Genomic DNA, 13,657 nt, shown 5'->3' with positions numbered 1-13,657 from the left:
GCACCAGTTTAACAACCGGTGCCTAATCATTCGTATGCATTTTTACAAATGCAATAGATTCATAAATTTTTGCCCATTATATAAAAGGAGGCAAAAAGTTTTCCGGTAGTGTTTCCATTTTTTGTTTTTGTGAAAAAGGACATACTGATCCCGTTGTACCTAAATCCCCTGAAACTTTTACATGCTTTCTAAACTCGACATTAATGAAATCAATTCCCATTACTTTTTGCCTCCTTTCTCATATTGTGATAATAACACAATAATAATTGATGAAAAAGAAATAATCAACCCTACTTTTTTGAAAACCAATTTAAAGCTTTACTACTTTTACTTACATAATAAAGGCAGGTGCAGTATAAACTTTTTAAATAGGTCTTCTTTAACGAGCAGGTAGCGTCAGTTAAAGTAGATAATTTAAGATCGAAATCATATTATAGATATTCCGAAATTGGGCGTGATTGTTGCAGGTCAAAAGCTTAATTCCTCGATAAAATAAAAAGGAATTAGTTTTTTTATTTGTGGTACATTCTTCTGACCGTAATCAATTGTCATCTAATAATGACATTGTATTTTTTCATTTGATTTAACACGTTAAATATATGTTCTTAAAGTAAAAACATTGATGTTAATGGATTTTTAGTAATTTACTCTTGATAAGATACAACACCCTCTCCTGAAGATATCAATGTGACCGAACGATTAATGCTCATCAGTGAAATGATGGGCATTTTATTTTATGACCATGTTATTTTCTCAAATAGTAACGCCTATTCCATTAGAAAACATAATTTAAAAGTAGAGGTATAGCCGTATTTTGTCATTACCGCTATTTCTTCACTTATCAATATTTATAAAATCTCTTTATATCAATGTATTTATCTAAAAAATTTTTTTCACAACTTTTATTAAATATACGGAGGATTGACTTATTGTGACAAACCTATTTTGTAATGTATAACTTAAAGGAGGTGACATATTGGATCGTGCATTTCGAATATTAACAATATACCATCGTTTACTACAGAATAAATCCGTCAACAAACAATCACTTACATTAGAACTCAATACGAGTCCTAGGACGATACAAAGAGATATCGACGATACCAGAAACTTCTTATATGAAAGTAAATCGTGGATCAGTACACCTAAAGCAATCACGTACGATTATAAATCAGAAAGTTATAAGCTCGAACAAGATAAGCATGAAAATATGCATTTTATGTATGATATTTTGACTGCTTTATACCTGACGACACCCAAATTAAGTCATTACTTTTATCAATATCTTAAATTATTAATCATCAAACATCATTCAGGTCATCGAACTACATTACTAAAATATCTTGACCGCTTTGAAATTGATAAAAATCAAACAGGTATTTTGCCAGCATCATTAGTTGTTCGCGCAATGAATGAAATTTATATAGATGATATTAATCAAATGAATCTGAGTTTGTCTGAAAAATCCGTGGATATACAAGAAAAATCAAAGTTACAAACCTATATCACGTTTTAAATCGGTAAAGATGTGTGGTCAAAAATGCATCGATTTTATCAAATTCATGTAATAGAAAAATATGATGCACATTATCTTATTGTCACTTTCAAGATGACAAGAGTCGAAGCTATTCAACTCCGTTTTATATATCAATCCAATATACGTATCATTTCACCCCCTGATTTAAGAGAACAAGTGATTGATGAATTACTTTTACTACAATTAACATATTTAAAACAACAAGTTCAAAAGTAAACCAAGCAGACAATGTTTTACAAATAATATTAATTATAATGAAAGGAATGATAATCATGAGTAACATCATAAAAACGATAGGCAAAGGCATTGGAAAAGGTGTCGGTGCAACAGCAGGTCTAGGTATTTTAGGTTCTTATTTCAAAAGAACTTTCACAATAAATGGACCACTAGGTAAAGAAATAACAAGAATTATAGAAAATCACTTTAGTGAACCTGTAGAAATCAAAGCATAATATAGAGGTAACCATTTTCAAAGACACATTGATTTCAAAATATGTCCTTTTTTAATTATTGTAGAATAAATATAGAAAAGCGTAGCAAAATAGATTAATATAAGGGCCTGGATATAAATTCCAGGCCCTTATATTACTTGTTACAGCAATTGTTATTATCTTCTTGCTCTTTTTCATCTTTTTCTTTTTTTTCGTTCTTTTCCTCAATTTCTACCGAACAACATGACTGTTCTTGAGGTTTTATTTTTTTTAATGCGTCTTTAATACCCATTATTTCACCTCCTTTAAATAATGATATTCACAATCAAACCTGTAGCAATGGCTACAATTAAAATTGCAATAATGAATGATATTACAAATTTTTTCTTGAATAGCTTAGATAGCAATACGACCTCTGGAATACTTGCGCCAGCACCACCAATTATTAATGCAACTACTGTTCCTAGCGACATACCTTTTGATACTAATGCTTCGGCTATAGGTAACATTGTTTCTGGTCTGATATACATAGGGATACCGATAACAGAAGCAATAAACACCGATATAAAACCATCACCACTTGCATACTTAGTTATAAATTCTTCAGGTATGAATCCATATATAAAGGCACCAATAAATACACCAATAAATAGATAAGGTAACATTGGGTATAAAAATGCCCACGCATCGTTTAATGCTTGTTTAAAACGAGATCCTGTTTTATTAGCAAAAAATCCATCACCTTTAACATTGACCCCTTTATAACTTTCAGCTAAATTCATTTTTGAAAATACTAAACCTGTTAAAATACTGAAAATTGCTAGTACTACAAAATAAACAATGGCTACTTTCCATCCTAATAAAGCCCATAACATAAATATCATTAATGGGTTCATTAATGGTGAAGCAATCAAAAAACTCATAGCCGGACCAAAAGGAACTTTGGAATTTAATAGACCTGCAAGTATTGGAATAGTTGAACAAGAACAAAATGGTGTAACAGCACCAAACACCATACCTAATATGTAATTGACAGCTTTATTAGGTTTGCTCAAAAGCTTTTTAATTTTTTCTTCTGAAACAACTTGTTGAATCAGACTTACTATAAAACTCACTACTATAAATAGTAATAATAATTCAAAAAATAACATCAGAAATGTTTTTATGAATTCCATAATTGAATCTATCATTAGTATAACGCCTCCGAATTCATTTAATCAACTTTTTCTTGATGTATTAATCAAAAAATTTGATTAATTCTATGTTATAAAGAAGATACTTAAAGTATCTTACAGCAAGTATCTTCATTTAAAACCACCTGTATTTGTTGCTCATTAATTTTATAATAATTCCATGTGCCATGCTTTTCAGCAATAAGAATATTTGCATCTACTAATTTTTTTAAATGATAGGAAAGTTTAGATTGTTTTAACGCTAATAATTCTTCTAGATCACAAACACATAAAGATTTTGAATCGCTTTGACGTATTGATTGTAGAATTTTAAGCCTGATTTTATCAGCTAGCGCATTAAACATCTGTTCATAAAAGTCTAATTTTTCTTCCTCACTTCTATTAGGACTGGACTTAATAATTTCCATTAAATAATCACCTCTCTTATATATAGATATTTCTATTTTTGTTTGAGTTCTTGTATTGCTTGATTAAAATGAGTTTCTGTTATTTTACCATACATGTCAGGTTCTCCTTTAAAGAATTCATTTTTCATATATGATATAGCTTCTTTTAAAGAAACTTCTCTTGATATCATAATTAGATTTAAGTAGCTAACAAAATAATCAACAGATAATGTACCTGCATGATTTATTCTCATAAAATCGAACTCCTTTATAAAATACTAAAATGATACATCAATTTTTTTGATGTATTAAATATAAATTATTATTTCAACTTTTGCAAGATAATAAAACTAGTTATTTAGGACGCATTCTAATCTAATACTAAAATTAGTCAAAAAACTACATAGACATAAAACTATATAGATGTTAATCTATGTAATGAAAAGGAGGTATTATTTATGTCTTATAAAGAATTATCAGCAATATTAAAAGTTTTATCAGATCCAAGCAGGTTAGAAATATTAGATTTACTTTCTTGTGGTGAGCTATGCGCTTGTGACTTATTAGAACACTTTCAATTCTCACAACCTACACTAAGTCATCATATGAAGTCATTAGTAGATAACGAATTAGTTACAACACGAAAAGACGGCAACAAACATTGGTATCAACTTAATCATGCTATTTTAGATGATATTATTCAAAACTTAAACATCATTAATACATCTAATCAAAGATGTGTATGTAAAAATGTGAAATCAGGTGACTGTTGATGACCATTTTAGCAATTATAATCTTCTTGTTAACTTTAATCTTTGTGATATGGCAACCAAAAGGTTTAGATATTGGTATTACAGCTTTAATTGGAGCTGTTGTTGCTATCTTTACAGGAGTCGTAAGTTTTTCCGATGTATTAGAAGTAACCGGTATTGTTTGGAATGCAACTTTAACTTTTGTAGCTGTTATTCTAATTTCATTAATATTAGATGAAATTGGTTTTTTTGAATGGTCTGCAATACATATGGTCAAGGCTTCAAACGGTAATGGCTTAAAAATGTTTGTTTTTATTATGTTACTTGGGGCAATTGTAGCAGCATTTTTCGCAAATGATGGTGCGGCTTTAATCTTAACGCCTATTGTATTAGCGATGGTAAGAAATCTAGGGTTTAATAAAAAAGTGATTTTCCCCTTTATTATTGCCAGTGGCTTTATCGCTGATACTACATCACTACCCTTAATTGTAAGTAACTTAGTTAATATCGTTTCTGCAGATTACTTCGATATTGGATTTATTGAATATTTTAGTCGAATGATTATTCCTAATATATTCTCTCTGATTGCTAGTATTCTCGTTTTATGGTTATATTTCAGAAAATCTATACCTAAAACGTTCGATACAGAAAATCTTTCACATCCTAAAAATGCAATTAAAGATTCTAAATTATTTAAGATTTCATGGATTGTATTAGCAATACTACTTGTGGGTTATCTTGTTAGTGAGTTTATTCAAATCCCTGTATCAATCATTGCTGGTATTATTGCTATTATCTTTGTACTGTTAGCTCGCAATTCCGAAGCTGTGCATACGAAACAAGTAATTAAAGGTGCACCATGGAATATTGTCCTATTTTCAATTGGTATGTATTTAGTCGTATTCGGCTTGAAAAACGTAGGCATCACCACAATTTTAGCTGATGCATTATCCAATATTTCAAGTTATGGACTATTCAGTAGTGTTATGGGCATGGGCTTTATATCTGCTTTGTTATCATCAATTATGAATAATATGCCTACAGTTTTAATAGATGCAATTGCTATCGGACAATCGAATGTAGTTGGAACAATTAAAGAAGGTATGGTTTATGCGAATGTCATAGGTTCTGATTTAGGACCTAAAATAACACCGATTGGTTCTTTAGCAACATTATTGTGGCTACATGTCTTAACACAAAAAGGTGTGAAAATTTCGTGGGGAACATACTTTAAAACTGGAATTATCATTACTATTCCGGTCCTATTTGTAACACTCTTAGGTTTATACCTTTCACTAATCATATTTTAAGAAAAGAGGCTTTAATTATGGATAAGAAAACAATTTATTTTATATGTACAGGAAACTCTTGTCGTAGCCAAATGGCTGAAGGTTGGGGAAAAGAAATATTGGGTGAAGATTGGAATGTCTATTCTGCTGGTATTGAAACACATGGTGTTAATCCTAAAGCAATAGAAGCTATGAAAGAAGTGGATATTGATATCTCAAACCATACATCAGATTTGATTGATAGTGATATCTTAGAACAGTCAGCTTTGGTCGTAACATTATGTAGTGATGCAGACGATAATTGCCCTATATTACCACCTAATGTTAAAAAAGAACACTGGGGCTTTGATGATCCAGCAGGAAAAGAATGGCCAGAATTTCAACGTGTTAGAGATGAAATTGGAAAAAGAATACAAGAATTCAAAGAAACGCTCGTTTAATGTGAGCGTTTCTTTATATTTAAGTCATACATTTTATTAATAATGATTTCATTTCTATATCTTTGATATAATAGTATGTCATTTTCCCATCCTTGTAAAAATCCAGCACGTCTCTTTTATACAGAGCTCTCAAATGATGTGATGTTGAAGCTATACTCAAACCTAATGTTATAGATAAGTCACAAACACATAATTCTTTCTCTTTAATTAGAGCTAATATAATTTTCAGCTTATTCTCATCACTTATCTTTAATAATGTATTGATAAGCCGTTGAGTTTTTTCTTCTTTTAAAAATCTTAAAGCATAATTCACTTTTTCCTCATGAACACAAATGACGTCACAAATTTTATTGTTACTCATATTAAGTCACACCTTAATTTATAATATAAATCCTAATATCGTTTGTATGGTTTCATTTTCAATAATAATAAATAAGCCCAATGCTATGTAAATAACAGCCATAATCCAACGACTGAATTTCTCAACAATTTCACCCACACCAGGAATTCTAGCTAGTTTTTGTGCTGTGAATACTAAAAAGAAAATTAAAACTAAAAATACAATTAAGGTAGTCAGTAATTCAATAATATCCAATGCTACAAAATAAGGGACAAATAAACCAATATTATCTGCACCACAACTTGCAATTGTCACTAAAGAAACAGTCCCTACTAATTTGGACAAACCTTTTTCGTTTAATTCTTTTTTTGCTCTTTTTTCACCTTCACAATCATCATAAATAGCAACTTTTATACCTAAGTAGATGGGGATCAAACCTAATAAACCTAATATCCATTTCTCTGGAACATAATGTAACACAAAAGCTAAAAATAAACTGACTAATATGAGGATAATCGATCCTAAATATTGACCTATATAAATATCCCTATATTCTTTTCTAGTCTTTGCTCTAGCAAAAAATATTAATAAAATCACTAATAAATCTACCGCAGTTGCAATATAAAGTATTGCCGCAGTTATAATAGTCTGAACCATAGAGCACCTCATTCAAATATACATTTGAATGAATTGTATCATATATTGCATATCTTATGAATAATAAATATTAGAACCGAAAAGTGACACTTTAACTGATAGTAAGGGGCTGTGTACATACGAGTGATTTATAGATTCTTTGAGAATACGACTTAAAGCGATTTTAATTTGTCAGTTCATTGCATTTTGTTTTTTTAACAATTTCACCAATAAGAAGAACCTTATAAAAACCGCATCATTTATGATACGCTTCACCACGCATGATTTTAAACGCACGGTAGACTTGCTCGATTAAGACGACGCGCATCATCTGGTGTGGAAATGTCATTTTACTGAATGATAGGGCGTAGTCGCTTCTGTTTAAGACGTCTTGATGCAAGCCATTGGAACCACCGATAATAAATGTGAAGTCGCTTTGACCGCGTGTCATGCGGCTTTCTAATTCTTTAGCAAGTCCTTCAGAAGTCAGCATATTGCCTTTTATTTCTAAGGTAATGACTGTGGATTGTGGTTTTACTTTTGCTAGTAAGCGTTGGCCTTCTTTTTCTTTCACTTGTTCAACTTCTTTGTCACTCATATTTTCGGGTGCTTTTTCATCTGGTACTTCGATAATTTCAATTTTGGAATATGCACCTAAACGTTTTTCGTATTCAGCAATTGCTTGTTTCCAGTATTTTTCTTTTAATTTGCCAACTGCAAGTATAGTAATTTTCATAATTTGCCTCCTGTAAAAGCTTAAAAATCAATAGTTATTAGACTTATCCACAAGTTATACACTTATTCACACAATTCCCTCTTATTATAACAGGAATGTATACGATAATTTAAAATAATTTACGTTTTTTTCACAAGTAGCGGTGGATAACCTGTTTATTTGTGGATAACCCTGTGTATAATGTGGGTATTTCTATGTTAATTGTGCACATCTCTGGATAACTTTGGATAAATACGTGGATAAGTTGCCGATTGTCTTACATACTTATTCACAAAATTTACGCTTATTTTACAAAATATCATGTTCGTTCAAGCTATTAGGTAAGTTATCCACTGTTTATAAATTATAAGGTAAATGCATATATGTAACTACTTTAATGGACTAATCATTTTATAAAAATCGCTTGTTAAACAAACCTCTAATTTAGTTAAAATGATTTCATTGTGTCATCACAGCAAGATGACTAGCGTTAAAGTGAGACTAAGCTAAGGCTCATGCATAAGTCTCCGATAACTCAATAATATGAAAACTGGTGCTTTAACTAGATTTACGTTTAGCCATCGTGTTAAAAAATACTCAATTTTACTCCATATGCTAACTACGACTTGCATCATCTTCAGCAAATCCATCAAAATCATCTATCTATTCAAACATGCCATTTCAACAATAGCTTACAGTAGTCTTGGATTAATGCACAAAAAAGCCCTAACCGCTTCTTCAATGAAGGGCAAGGGCTTCTTACTATAGTGTGTATATTGGTGTGGCTTGAGCTTTGTCTGTGTCGCAGAGGAGCACTTCTTTCTCTGTATCGATGTCGTGTTCGTTTAGGACTTGGCCAACGCTCATGCGGGCAAGATCTTTCATGTTGTTGTCTTGTGATAAGTGGGATAGATAGATGCGTTTCGTGTTGCCTGTAATGACGTCTGTCATGGCAAGCCCTGCATCTTCATTAGATACGTGTCCCATATCACTAAGGATACGTTGTTTTGTCTTCCATGGATAGCCGCACATACGAAGCATGTCAACGTCGTGATTACTTTCGAATACGAAAGCATCACTGCCTTGAATCATGCCTTTCATGCGATCTGAAACGTAACCTGTGTCTGTAAGTATCGTGAATTTTTTATAATTATTATGGAAGATATAAAACTGTGGATCTATGGCATCGTGAGACACGTTGAATGATTCAATATCAAAGCCTGCAATAGACTTAGTCTCGTATGGATTAAAAATGAATTTCTGATCCATTGGGATTTTACTATCTTTCTTTTCAATCGCTGTCCATGTTTTTTCGTTTGCGTATATTGGCAATCCGTATTTACGCGCTAAGACACCGAGGCCTTTGATATGGTCGGAATGTTCATGTGTTACTAAAATGCCGTTTAAATGCTTAATTTGTTTGTCGATCTGGCCAAACAGTTCTTCCATTTTCTTACCTGTCAGGCCTGCATCGACGAGAATACTACCTTTATCACTTTCTACATAAGTGGCGTTTCCTGTACTACCACTCGCTAAGACACTCATTCGTATCAAGCGATTCACCCTTTCTAATCGATAAACACTCGTTGCTTATAATTTGTATAGGCAGTCTACGGTTTATGTGACCTCAACATGCCCTCTGTCTAATTATTAAAGTTTTTTATATCTGCTGAAACTGTTTTTTAAATTATGTACTTTTGAACTATCCTATGTGGTACATATTTATGTTTACATGCGTTCATCTTAAATCAACGCAGTTGGTTTATAACTTTGATTTAACAATAATCTATTTTAACATACTTTGTAGCTTAAATTGAATTTAATGTTTAATGTGGTGTCTTGTTTTTTAAAATACTGTGTCTCAAAGTACAAAATAAAAGAGCGGATATACTTTTGATTTCGTATATCCGCTCTCTTATTTTTATGATAAATCTTTCAATACTCACTAAACGTTGTGCTTGCGTGAAGTCATAAACGCTATGTTTGCACTATTCTTCAACTATCTTTGGACTGTCTGAAATGGCTTCGACGTAATATGTCTTGGATTCGTCTTTATGTTTTACTTTGATTTCCCAATTGGCTTCTAGTACTTGCACGTTAGGCTCTTTAACGACGGTATAATAGCCGAGTCGGACGTTGGTCACTTCATCGTTTCTTTTAAGATAACGATTATAATACAGTGCTTCTATCGAACTTCTCGCAGTATTTACTTGTTTCTTATCGTTGTTTGCACCTTCTGATGGCTCTATCGATTTCATAGCGGTTTGTCTGTAACTCGACGCTTTACCATCGTCATTGATATTAAATTTAAGTTGTGCTTTACTATTGTTCATTATTGGAAAATCGTTGTAAGTCTGTTCAAAGGTGACGTGTTTATCGTCAATTTTACTCATTTCGTAATTTTGGCCTTTAAAGATTTTATCTTTAACATATGATTTTAAATCTGTGTATTGGTCATTACTCACATCAATCGGGTCATTGATTTCACCTTTGATTTTTTGACCGTCTGCTTCGCTTGAAATACTTGAACGTGCTTTTGCATAAGATGAAAAATCATTAGATCTTGCAGTGAGTAATTGCATTTCTATATTTTTAACGCTTGGCAAATTTTCAGGAATTTCTATTTTTTCTTGTTTAAAATTCACTGCATTTTCTTCAGCGCTATCGTTAATATGAGATTTATTGACTTTATCAATATAAATGATGATAAGGCTAATATTTACTAGAATAAATACAAAAATAAATAACGTTTTCGTGTGTTTCCAGTTCATTTATTCTAGCCCCCCATCTTTGTATGCACGCCACTTGTCATCGTACTCTACATACCAACATGGCTTAAATTCACTGTTGCGCTGGATTTCTATATCTCCGTTGTCCTGTTTATCTTCCATTCGGTAACCAATCGTCATGTTGGTAACCTTTTCGAAATCTATTTCAGGATTATTGGCGAGTTCCGTACGCACAGTTTCAGCACCTGGCAGGTTGACTTCTTTTTCGCCACTATCAATCGTCACATTCGCTTTTAATAACGTACGCGCATAGCCGTAAATACCTTTATTGCCCCAAGAGACTTTCAATGTATTTAAATCGTCGTCGTTAAACGTTGGTCGTCCATTCAAGAACATTTGATAAGTCAGATCGCCACGTTTGTCGTCCGTATGGAACAATCTGAAATCATCTGTAAAACCACCGTGATTATTGATGTATGCATAGGTACTTGGAATGCTTTCTTGCATGTTTGTTGAACGGTTTTCATCTTCTAATAGATTTGTGTAGCGATATTTTTCGGTTTCATCGTTGTAATTGGCTACACCTGTATTATTGTTGTAAGTGACTGAGCCACTTCTTGAGCTACGCACTACAACAGAATCGTTAAATAGTATTGAATTCATGGTATCCACACTAATGTGATTATAGATTGTATGGTAGGATTTTTGTCCTTTTGGTGACTTCGGTGCAAAGATATGTGTCGCTTTATCTATCGTATCTTTATTGGTAATAATTTCTGTGTAAGGTTGCATATGTTTATGCTGCTTTTCCAATGCTTCCGTGAATTTATCTGCCTTAACCGTTGTCGTCATACGTACAACATTGTGTCTATCTTTACTTATCGCATAAAGTTTAATTTTGCCATCTTGATTGTTATCTATTAACAGGCGATCAAATTTAAAGTTGTTGGGTACTTTGGCATTAATATTTAAAACTTGACCTAAATATGTAGCGAGTGGCATATCATAGGTGAAGTCCAATACTAAAAATTCATCGCTCAAGTCTGGAATAATTAAATTATGATTGCTATGCATTTGTTCCGCGTGTAATACACGATGATTTTTTAAGGGTTTAATTGTTTCTTCGACATTGCTGCGTGTTGCTTCCATACCTTCTGTGCTTTCACCTTTTGAGTGAATGACTTGATATGGTGTAATTACTTGTGGCATGCCTTGTTTCAAAGGTTTACCGATTGTGTTTGATTTCGCTTCTTTTTTACTATTATCTTGTTTATCTACATTAGCCAAATCGGGTGAAAAGTTCCATGTCATATAAGTTAAAATCGCACTCATGAGTACTAAAAGAAATAGGATAATAGATTTAATTAGCTCTTTACTCTGCATCCCAATCACCATCTTCTAGTACTTCACATGGAAGCGTAATAAAGATTGACGTACCTTGTCCTTCTACACTATTTGCCCAAATGCGACCATTATGCGCTTCGACGATTTCTTTAGAAATGGCTAAACCTAATCCTGTACCACCCATTTTTCGTGTCCGTGCTTTATCTACACGATAGAAACGGTCAAAGATTTTATCTACTTTATTGATAGGGATACCAATGCCGTTATCTTTAACGCGAATAGTCATACGATTATACAGTGAGTTCTGTTTCACGTGAAACTCAACGCGTTTATCGCCGCGTGAATACTTCATAGCGTTGGTAATGACATTATCAAACACTTGTGTCATCTTATCTGGATCAATTTCTGTAAAGATGGTTTGTTTTGGAATTTCACGTACAAATGTCGTATCTTTCGCCGACATTTCATGACGGTTAATGATTTTATTGATAAACATGTTAAAGTCGACAATTTCTTTGGTAATCTGATCTGATTCGTTATCCATTTTTGATAATTGTAATAAATCGTTAACGAGTCGAATCATACGTTCCGTCTCTTCACGTGTTACTGATAGGAATTGTGGGGCTAACGCATCATCTTTCCATGCACCGCTTTCTAATGCTTCGATATAACTATTCATGGACGTTAACGGCGTACGTAATTCATGTGAAACATTTGCGACGAATTCGCGACGTTCTTGTTCCACTTGTTGTTGTTCTGTTACGTCGTGAAGTACAGCAATATAGCCTGTAACGAAGCCAGTCTCTTGTACGATTGTACTGAAGTTTACACGAGCAATAATGCCTTCACTTTCATTGATATCTAATAAGAAACTATCATTATTTTCTTGAATTTCATCTAATGAAAAGTCTTCTTCTAATTTAAGCATATTTAACATGTAATGACCGATAATTTCTTCTTTCATCATGCCTAGCATCGTTAATGCCATATCGTTGACAATACGCACACGGCCACGACGATCAGTTGCGATAATACCATCACTCATATGTGTAATAACAGAGTCTAAGCGTCGTTTTTCACTTTCCGTATTTGCTTGTGCTTCTTGTACACGCTTGGATAAATTATTAAAGGCTAGTGCAAGTTCACCAATTTCATCATTACCGTAAATTTTAACACGTTGCGTATAGTTACCTTTAGACATCTCAACAGTTTGGTTACGCATATCAGTAATTGGCTTTGTGATTGTGCGCGCAATAAAGAAACCTAATATCACAGTAATTAATAGCGAGATGCCTGTCCCAACAATAAAGATTTGGTTGATGTTGCTCAATTGGTTGTAGACATCATTGATATCTGCTTCTATATAAACATCACCAATTGTCCCATCATCTGATGTCTTCACAGGTAAATTGTAGACCCACACACGTTGTTTACCATTACCATAGTCTTTCAATACCGTATGGCTATTAATTTCTCCTAGAGATAGCGCTTTTTGTATCGAGCTGTCATTAGCTTTTTGATTTATTAGACTACGCGTAGACTGCTTTGAGGTAGCCATGATAATTTGATCTTTATCAATAAAACGAATTTCTTCTATTTCTTGTCTATTAGCATACTCATTCAATAAATTTTGTACTTCTTTTTGTGCATTGACCGAGTTGTCTTCGTCATAGACTTTTTCTATATTAATTTCTATTTGTTTCGCGTATTGCGAGATATTATTTTTAAATGTTTGTGTTAATTCTTTTTCTAGACTATTGGTAAAGTATAAACCGATAATCTGCATACCGATTACGATTAACAATACATAGACAATAACAAGTTTCGTGTGTAGAGATTGAAAATGTTTAAGCCACTTCATTTAA

Annotated in this window: 18 protein-coding genes and 1 pseudogene; 7 read left to right on the top strand and 12 right to left on the bottom strand. The window is 32.5% G+C overall.

Features of this window, described 5'->3' with window-relative positions:
- Nucleotides 1-76: 76 nt before the first annotated feature.
- Nucleotides 77-220, bottom strand: a complete 144-nt coding sequence (locus JG554_RS00195; protein WP_002360221.1) for a hypothetical protein — start codon at nt 218-220, stop codon at nt 77-79.
- Between the two features lie 449 nt (nt 221-669).
- On the opposite strand from JG554_RS00195, the pseudogene JG554_RS13155 reads away from it, so the two are divergent.
- The 4 genes and pseudogenes from JG554_RS13155 to JG554_RS00180 form a co-directional block, all read left to right on the top strand.
- Nucleotides 670-807 (top strand): annotated as a pseudogene (locus JG554_RS13155) (JAB domain-containing protein); the annotation flags it as partial.
- 169 nt (nt 808-976) lie between these two features.
- Nucleotides 977-1,516 (top strand): HTH domain-containing protein, encoded by a 540-nt coding sequence (locus tag JG554_RS00185; protein WP_229347799.1) that lies wholly within the window; start codon nt 977-979, stop codon nt 1,514-1,516.
- 24 nt (nt 1,517-1,540) lie between these two features.
- Nucleotides 1,541-1,753 (top strand): hypothetical protein, encoded by a 213-nt coding sequence (locus tag JG554_RS13150; protein WP_229347794.1) that lies wholly within the window; start codon nt 1,541-1,543, stop codon nt 1,751-1,753.
- A 56-nt stretch (nt 1,754-1,809) separates the two neighbouring features.
- Entirely contained in the window at nt 1,810-1,989 is a 180-nt protein-coding gene (locus JG554_RS00180) for a hypothetical protein (protein ID WP_203265405.1), read from the top strand.
- A 133-nt stretch (nt 1,990-2,122) separates the two neighbouring features.
- On the opposite strand, the gene JG554_RS00175 is transcribed toward JG554_RS00180, so the two are convergent.
- The 4 genes from JG554_RS00175 to JG554_RS00160 form a co-directional block, all read right to left on the bottom strand.
- Nucleotides 2,123-2,260 (bottom strand): hypothetical protein, encoded by a 138-nt coding sequence (locus tag JG554_RS00175; RefSeq protein ID WP_107529391.1) that lies wholly within the window; start codon nt 2,258-2,260, stop codon nt 2,123-2,125.
- Nucleotides 2,261-2,273: 13 nt separating this feature from the next.
- Complete coding sequence (locus JG554_RS00170) at nt 2,274-3,158, bottom strand: permease (RefSeq protein ID WP_065865874.1); 885 nt, start codon at nt 3,156-3,158, stop codon at nt 2,274-2,276.
- A gap of 89 nt (nt 3,159-3,247) precedes the next feature.
- On the bottom strand, nt 3,248-3,568 hold the full coding sequence (locus tag JG554_RS00165) for an ArsR/SmtB family transcription factor (RefSeq protein ID WP_065865873.1): 321 nt from the start codon (nt 3,566-3,568) through the stop codon (nt 3,248-3,250).
- Nucleotides 3,569-3,600: 32 nt separating this feature from the next.
- A complete protein-coding gene (locus JG554_RS00160) occupies nt 3,601-3,801 on the bottom strand; it encodes a hypothetical protein (RefSeq protein WP_002452584.1) in 201 nt (66 codons plus the stop codon).
- 204 nt (nt 3,802-4,005) lie between these two features.
- Here JG554_RS00160 and arsR point away from each other — a divergent pair, with 204 nt between their 5' ends.
- Genes arsR through arsC form a run of 3 tightly spaced genes read left to right on the top strand, consistent with a single transcriptional unit; the run spans nt 4,006 to nt 6,028 of the window.
- Nucleotides 4,006-4,320, top strand: coding sequence for an As(III)-sensing metalloregulatory transcriptional repressor ArsR (gene arsR / locus JG554_RS00155; RefSeq protein WP_065865872.1), 315 nt, complete (start codon nt 4,006-4,008; stop codon nt 4,318-4,320).
- A complete protein-coding gene (arsB, locus tag JG554_RS00150) occupies nt 4,317-5,609 on the top strand; it encodes an arsenite efflux transporter membrane subunit ArsB (RefSeq protein WP_203265325.1) in 1,293 nt (430 codons plus the stop codon). The genes arsR and arsB overlap by 4 nt, the downstream gene beginning before the upstream one ends.
- 17 nt (nt 5,610-5,626) lie before the next feature.
- Nucleotides 5,627-6,028, top strand: coding sequence for an arsenate reductase (thioredoxin) (gene arsC / locus JG554_RS00145; protein WP_061854114.1), 402 nt, complete (start codon nt 5,627-5,629; stop codon nt 6,026-6,028).
- Between the two features lie 19 nt (nt 6,029-6,047).
- Here the strand turns inward: arsC and JG554_RS00140 are convergent, their stop codons facing one another.
- The 7 genes from JG554_RS00140 to walK all read right to left on the bottom strand — a co-directional run bounded on the left by JG554_RS00140 (nt 6,048) and on the right by walK (nt 13,653).
- Nucleotides 6,048-6,389, bottom strand: coding sequence for an ArsR/SmtB family transcription factor (locus JG554_RS00140; RefSeq protein WP_203265324.1), 342 nt, complete (start codon nt 6,387-6,389; stop codon nt 6,048-6,050).
- Between the two features lie 18 nt (nt 6,390-6,407).
- Nucleotides 6,408-7,025 carry a CadD family cadmium resistance transporter gene (locus tag JG554_RS00135; RefSeq protein WP_037538729.1) on the bottom strand — a complete coding sequence of 206 codons (618 nt, stop codon included), beginning with the start codon at nt 7,023-7,025 and terminating at the stop codon, nt 6,408-6,410.
- A gap of 235 nt (nt 7,026-7,260) precedes the next feature.
- Nucleotides 7,261-7,740: a 23S rRNA (pseudouridine(1915)-N(3))-methyltransferase RlmH gene (gene rlmH / locus JG554_RS00130; protein WP_046207193.1), complete on the bottom strand. Its 480-nt coding sequence runs from the start codon at nt 7,738-7,740 to the stop codon at nt 7,261-7,263.
- A 741-nt stretch (nt 7,741-8,481) separates the two neighbouring features.
- Nucleotides 8,482-9,282, bottom strand: a complete 801-nt coding sequence (locus JG554_RS00125) for an MBL fold metallo-hydrolase (RefSeq protein ID WP_107360062.1) — start codon at nt 9,280-9,282, stop codon at nt 8,482-8,484.
- A gap of 425 nt (nt 9,283-9,707) precedes the next feature.
- Nucleotides 9,708-10,490 carry a two-component system regulatory protein YycI gene (locus JG554_RS00120; protein ID WP_046207191.1) on the bottom strand — a complete coding sequence of 261 codons (783 nt, stop codon included), beginning with the start codon at nt 10,488-10,490 and terminating at the stop codon, nt 9,708-9,710.
- The gene (locus JG554_RS00115; protein WP_070038552.1) at nt 10,491-11,831 is read right to left on the bottom strand and encodes a YycH family regulatory protein; all 1,341 of its coding nucleotides are present in this window, start codon (nt 11,829-11,831) and stop codon (nt 10,491-10,493) included. It lies immediately after the preceding gene.
- The gene (gene walK / locus JG554_RS00110) at nt 11,821-13,653 is read right to left on the bottom strand and encodes a cell wall metabolism sensor histidine kinase WalK (protein ID WP_046207189.1); all 1,833 of its coding nucleotides are present in this window, start codon (nt 13,651-13,653) and stop codon (nt 11,821-11,823) included. The genes JG554_RS00115 and walK overlap by 11 nt, the downstream gene beginning before the upstream one ends.
- Nucleotides 13,654-13,657: the final 4 nt, after the last annotated feature.

It is taken from the genome of Staphylococcus sp. 11-B-312 (assembly GCF_016743055.1).
GTDB lineage: Bacteria > Bacillota > Bacilli > Staphylococcales > Staphylococcaceae > Staphylococcus > Staphylococcus ureilyticus.
The sequence above is the reverse complement of the archived record's forward strand: the minus strand, read 5'-3'. Positions and strand labels throughout refer to the sequence as shown.

Excerpts from the sequence above, each read along its gene's own strand:
- JG554_RS00195 (WP_002360221.1), bottom strand. The coding sequence starts at position 220 with ATGGGAATTGATTTCATTAATGTCGAGTTTAGAAAGCATGTAAAAGTT.
- JG554_RS13150 (WP_229347794.1), top strand. The coding sequence starts at position 1,541 with ATGCATCGATTTTATCAAATTCATGTAATAGAAAAATATGATGCACAT.
- JG554_RS00180 (WP_203265405.1), top strand. The coding sequence starts at position 1,810 with ATGAGTAACATCATAAAAACGATAGGCAAAGGCATTGGAAAAGGTGTC.
- JG554_RS00175 (WP_107529391.1), bottom strand. The coding sequence starts at position 2,260 with ATGGGTATTAAAGACGCATTAAAAAAAATAAAACCTCAAGAACAGTCA.
- JG554_RS00170 (WP_065865874.1), bottom strand. The coding sequence starts at position 3,158 with ATGATAGATTCAATTATGGAATTCATAAAAACATTTCTGATGTTATTT.
- JG554_RS00165 (WP_065865873.1), bottom strand. The coding sequence starts at position 3,568 with ATGGAAATTATTAAGTCCAGTCCTAATAGAAGTGAGGAAGAAAAATTA.
- JG554_RS00160 (WP_002452584.1), bottom strand. The coding sequence starts at position 3,801 with ATGAGAATAAATCATGCAGGTACATTATCTGTTGATTATTTTGTTAGC.
- arsR (WP_065865872.1), top strand. The coding sequence starts at position 4,006 with ATGTCTTATAAAGAATTATCAGCAATATTAAAAGTTTTATCAGATCCA.
- arsC (WP_061854114.1), top strand. The coding sequence starts at position 5,627 with ATGGATAAGAAAACAATTTATTTTATATGTACAGGAAACTCTTGTCGT.
- JG554_RS00140 (WP_203265324.1), bottom strand. The coding sequence starts at position 6,389 with ATGAGTAACAATAAAATTTGTGACGTCATTTGTGTTCATGAGGAAAAA.
- JG554_RS00135 (WP_037538729.1), bottom strand. The coding sequence starts at position 7,025 with ATGGTTCAGACTATTATAACTGCGGCAATACTTTATATTGCAACTGCG.
- rlmH (WP_046207193.1), bottom strand. The coding sequence starts at position 7,740 with ATGAAAATTACTATACTTGCAGTTGGCAAATTAAAAGAAAAATACTGG.
- JG554_RS00120 (WP_046207191.1), bottom strand. The coding sequence starts at position 10,490 with ATGAACTGGAAACACACGAAAACGTTATTTATTTTTGTATTTATTCTA.
- JG554_RS00115 (WP_070038552.1), bottom strand. The coding sequence starts at position 11,831 with ATGCAGAGTAAAGAGCTAATTAAATCTATTATCCTATTTCTTTTAGTA.
- walK (WP_046207189.1), bottom strand. The coding sequence starts at position 13,653 with ATGAAGTGGCTTAAACATTTTCAATCTCTACACACGAAACTTGTTATT.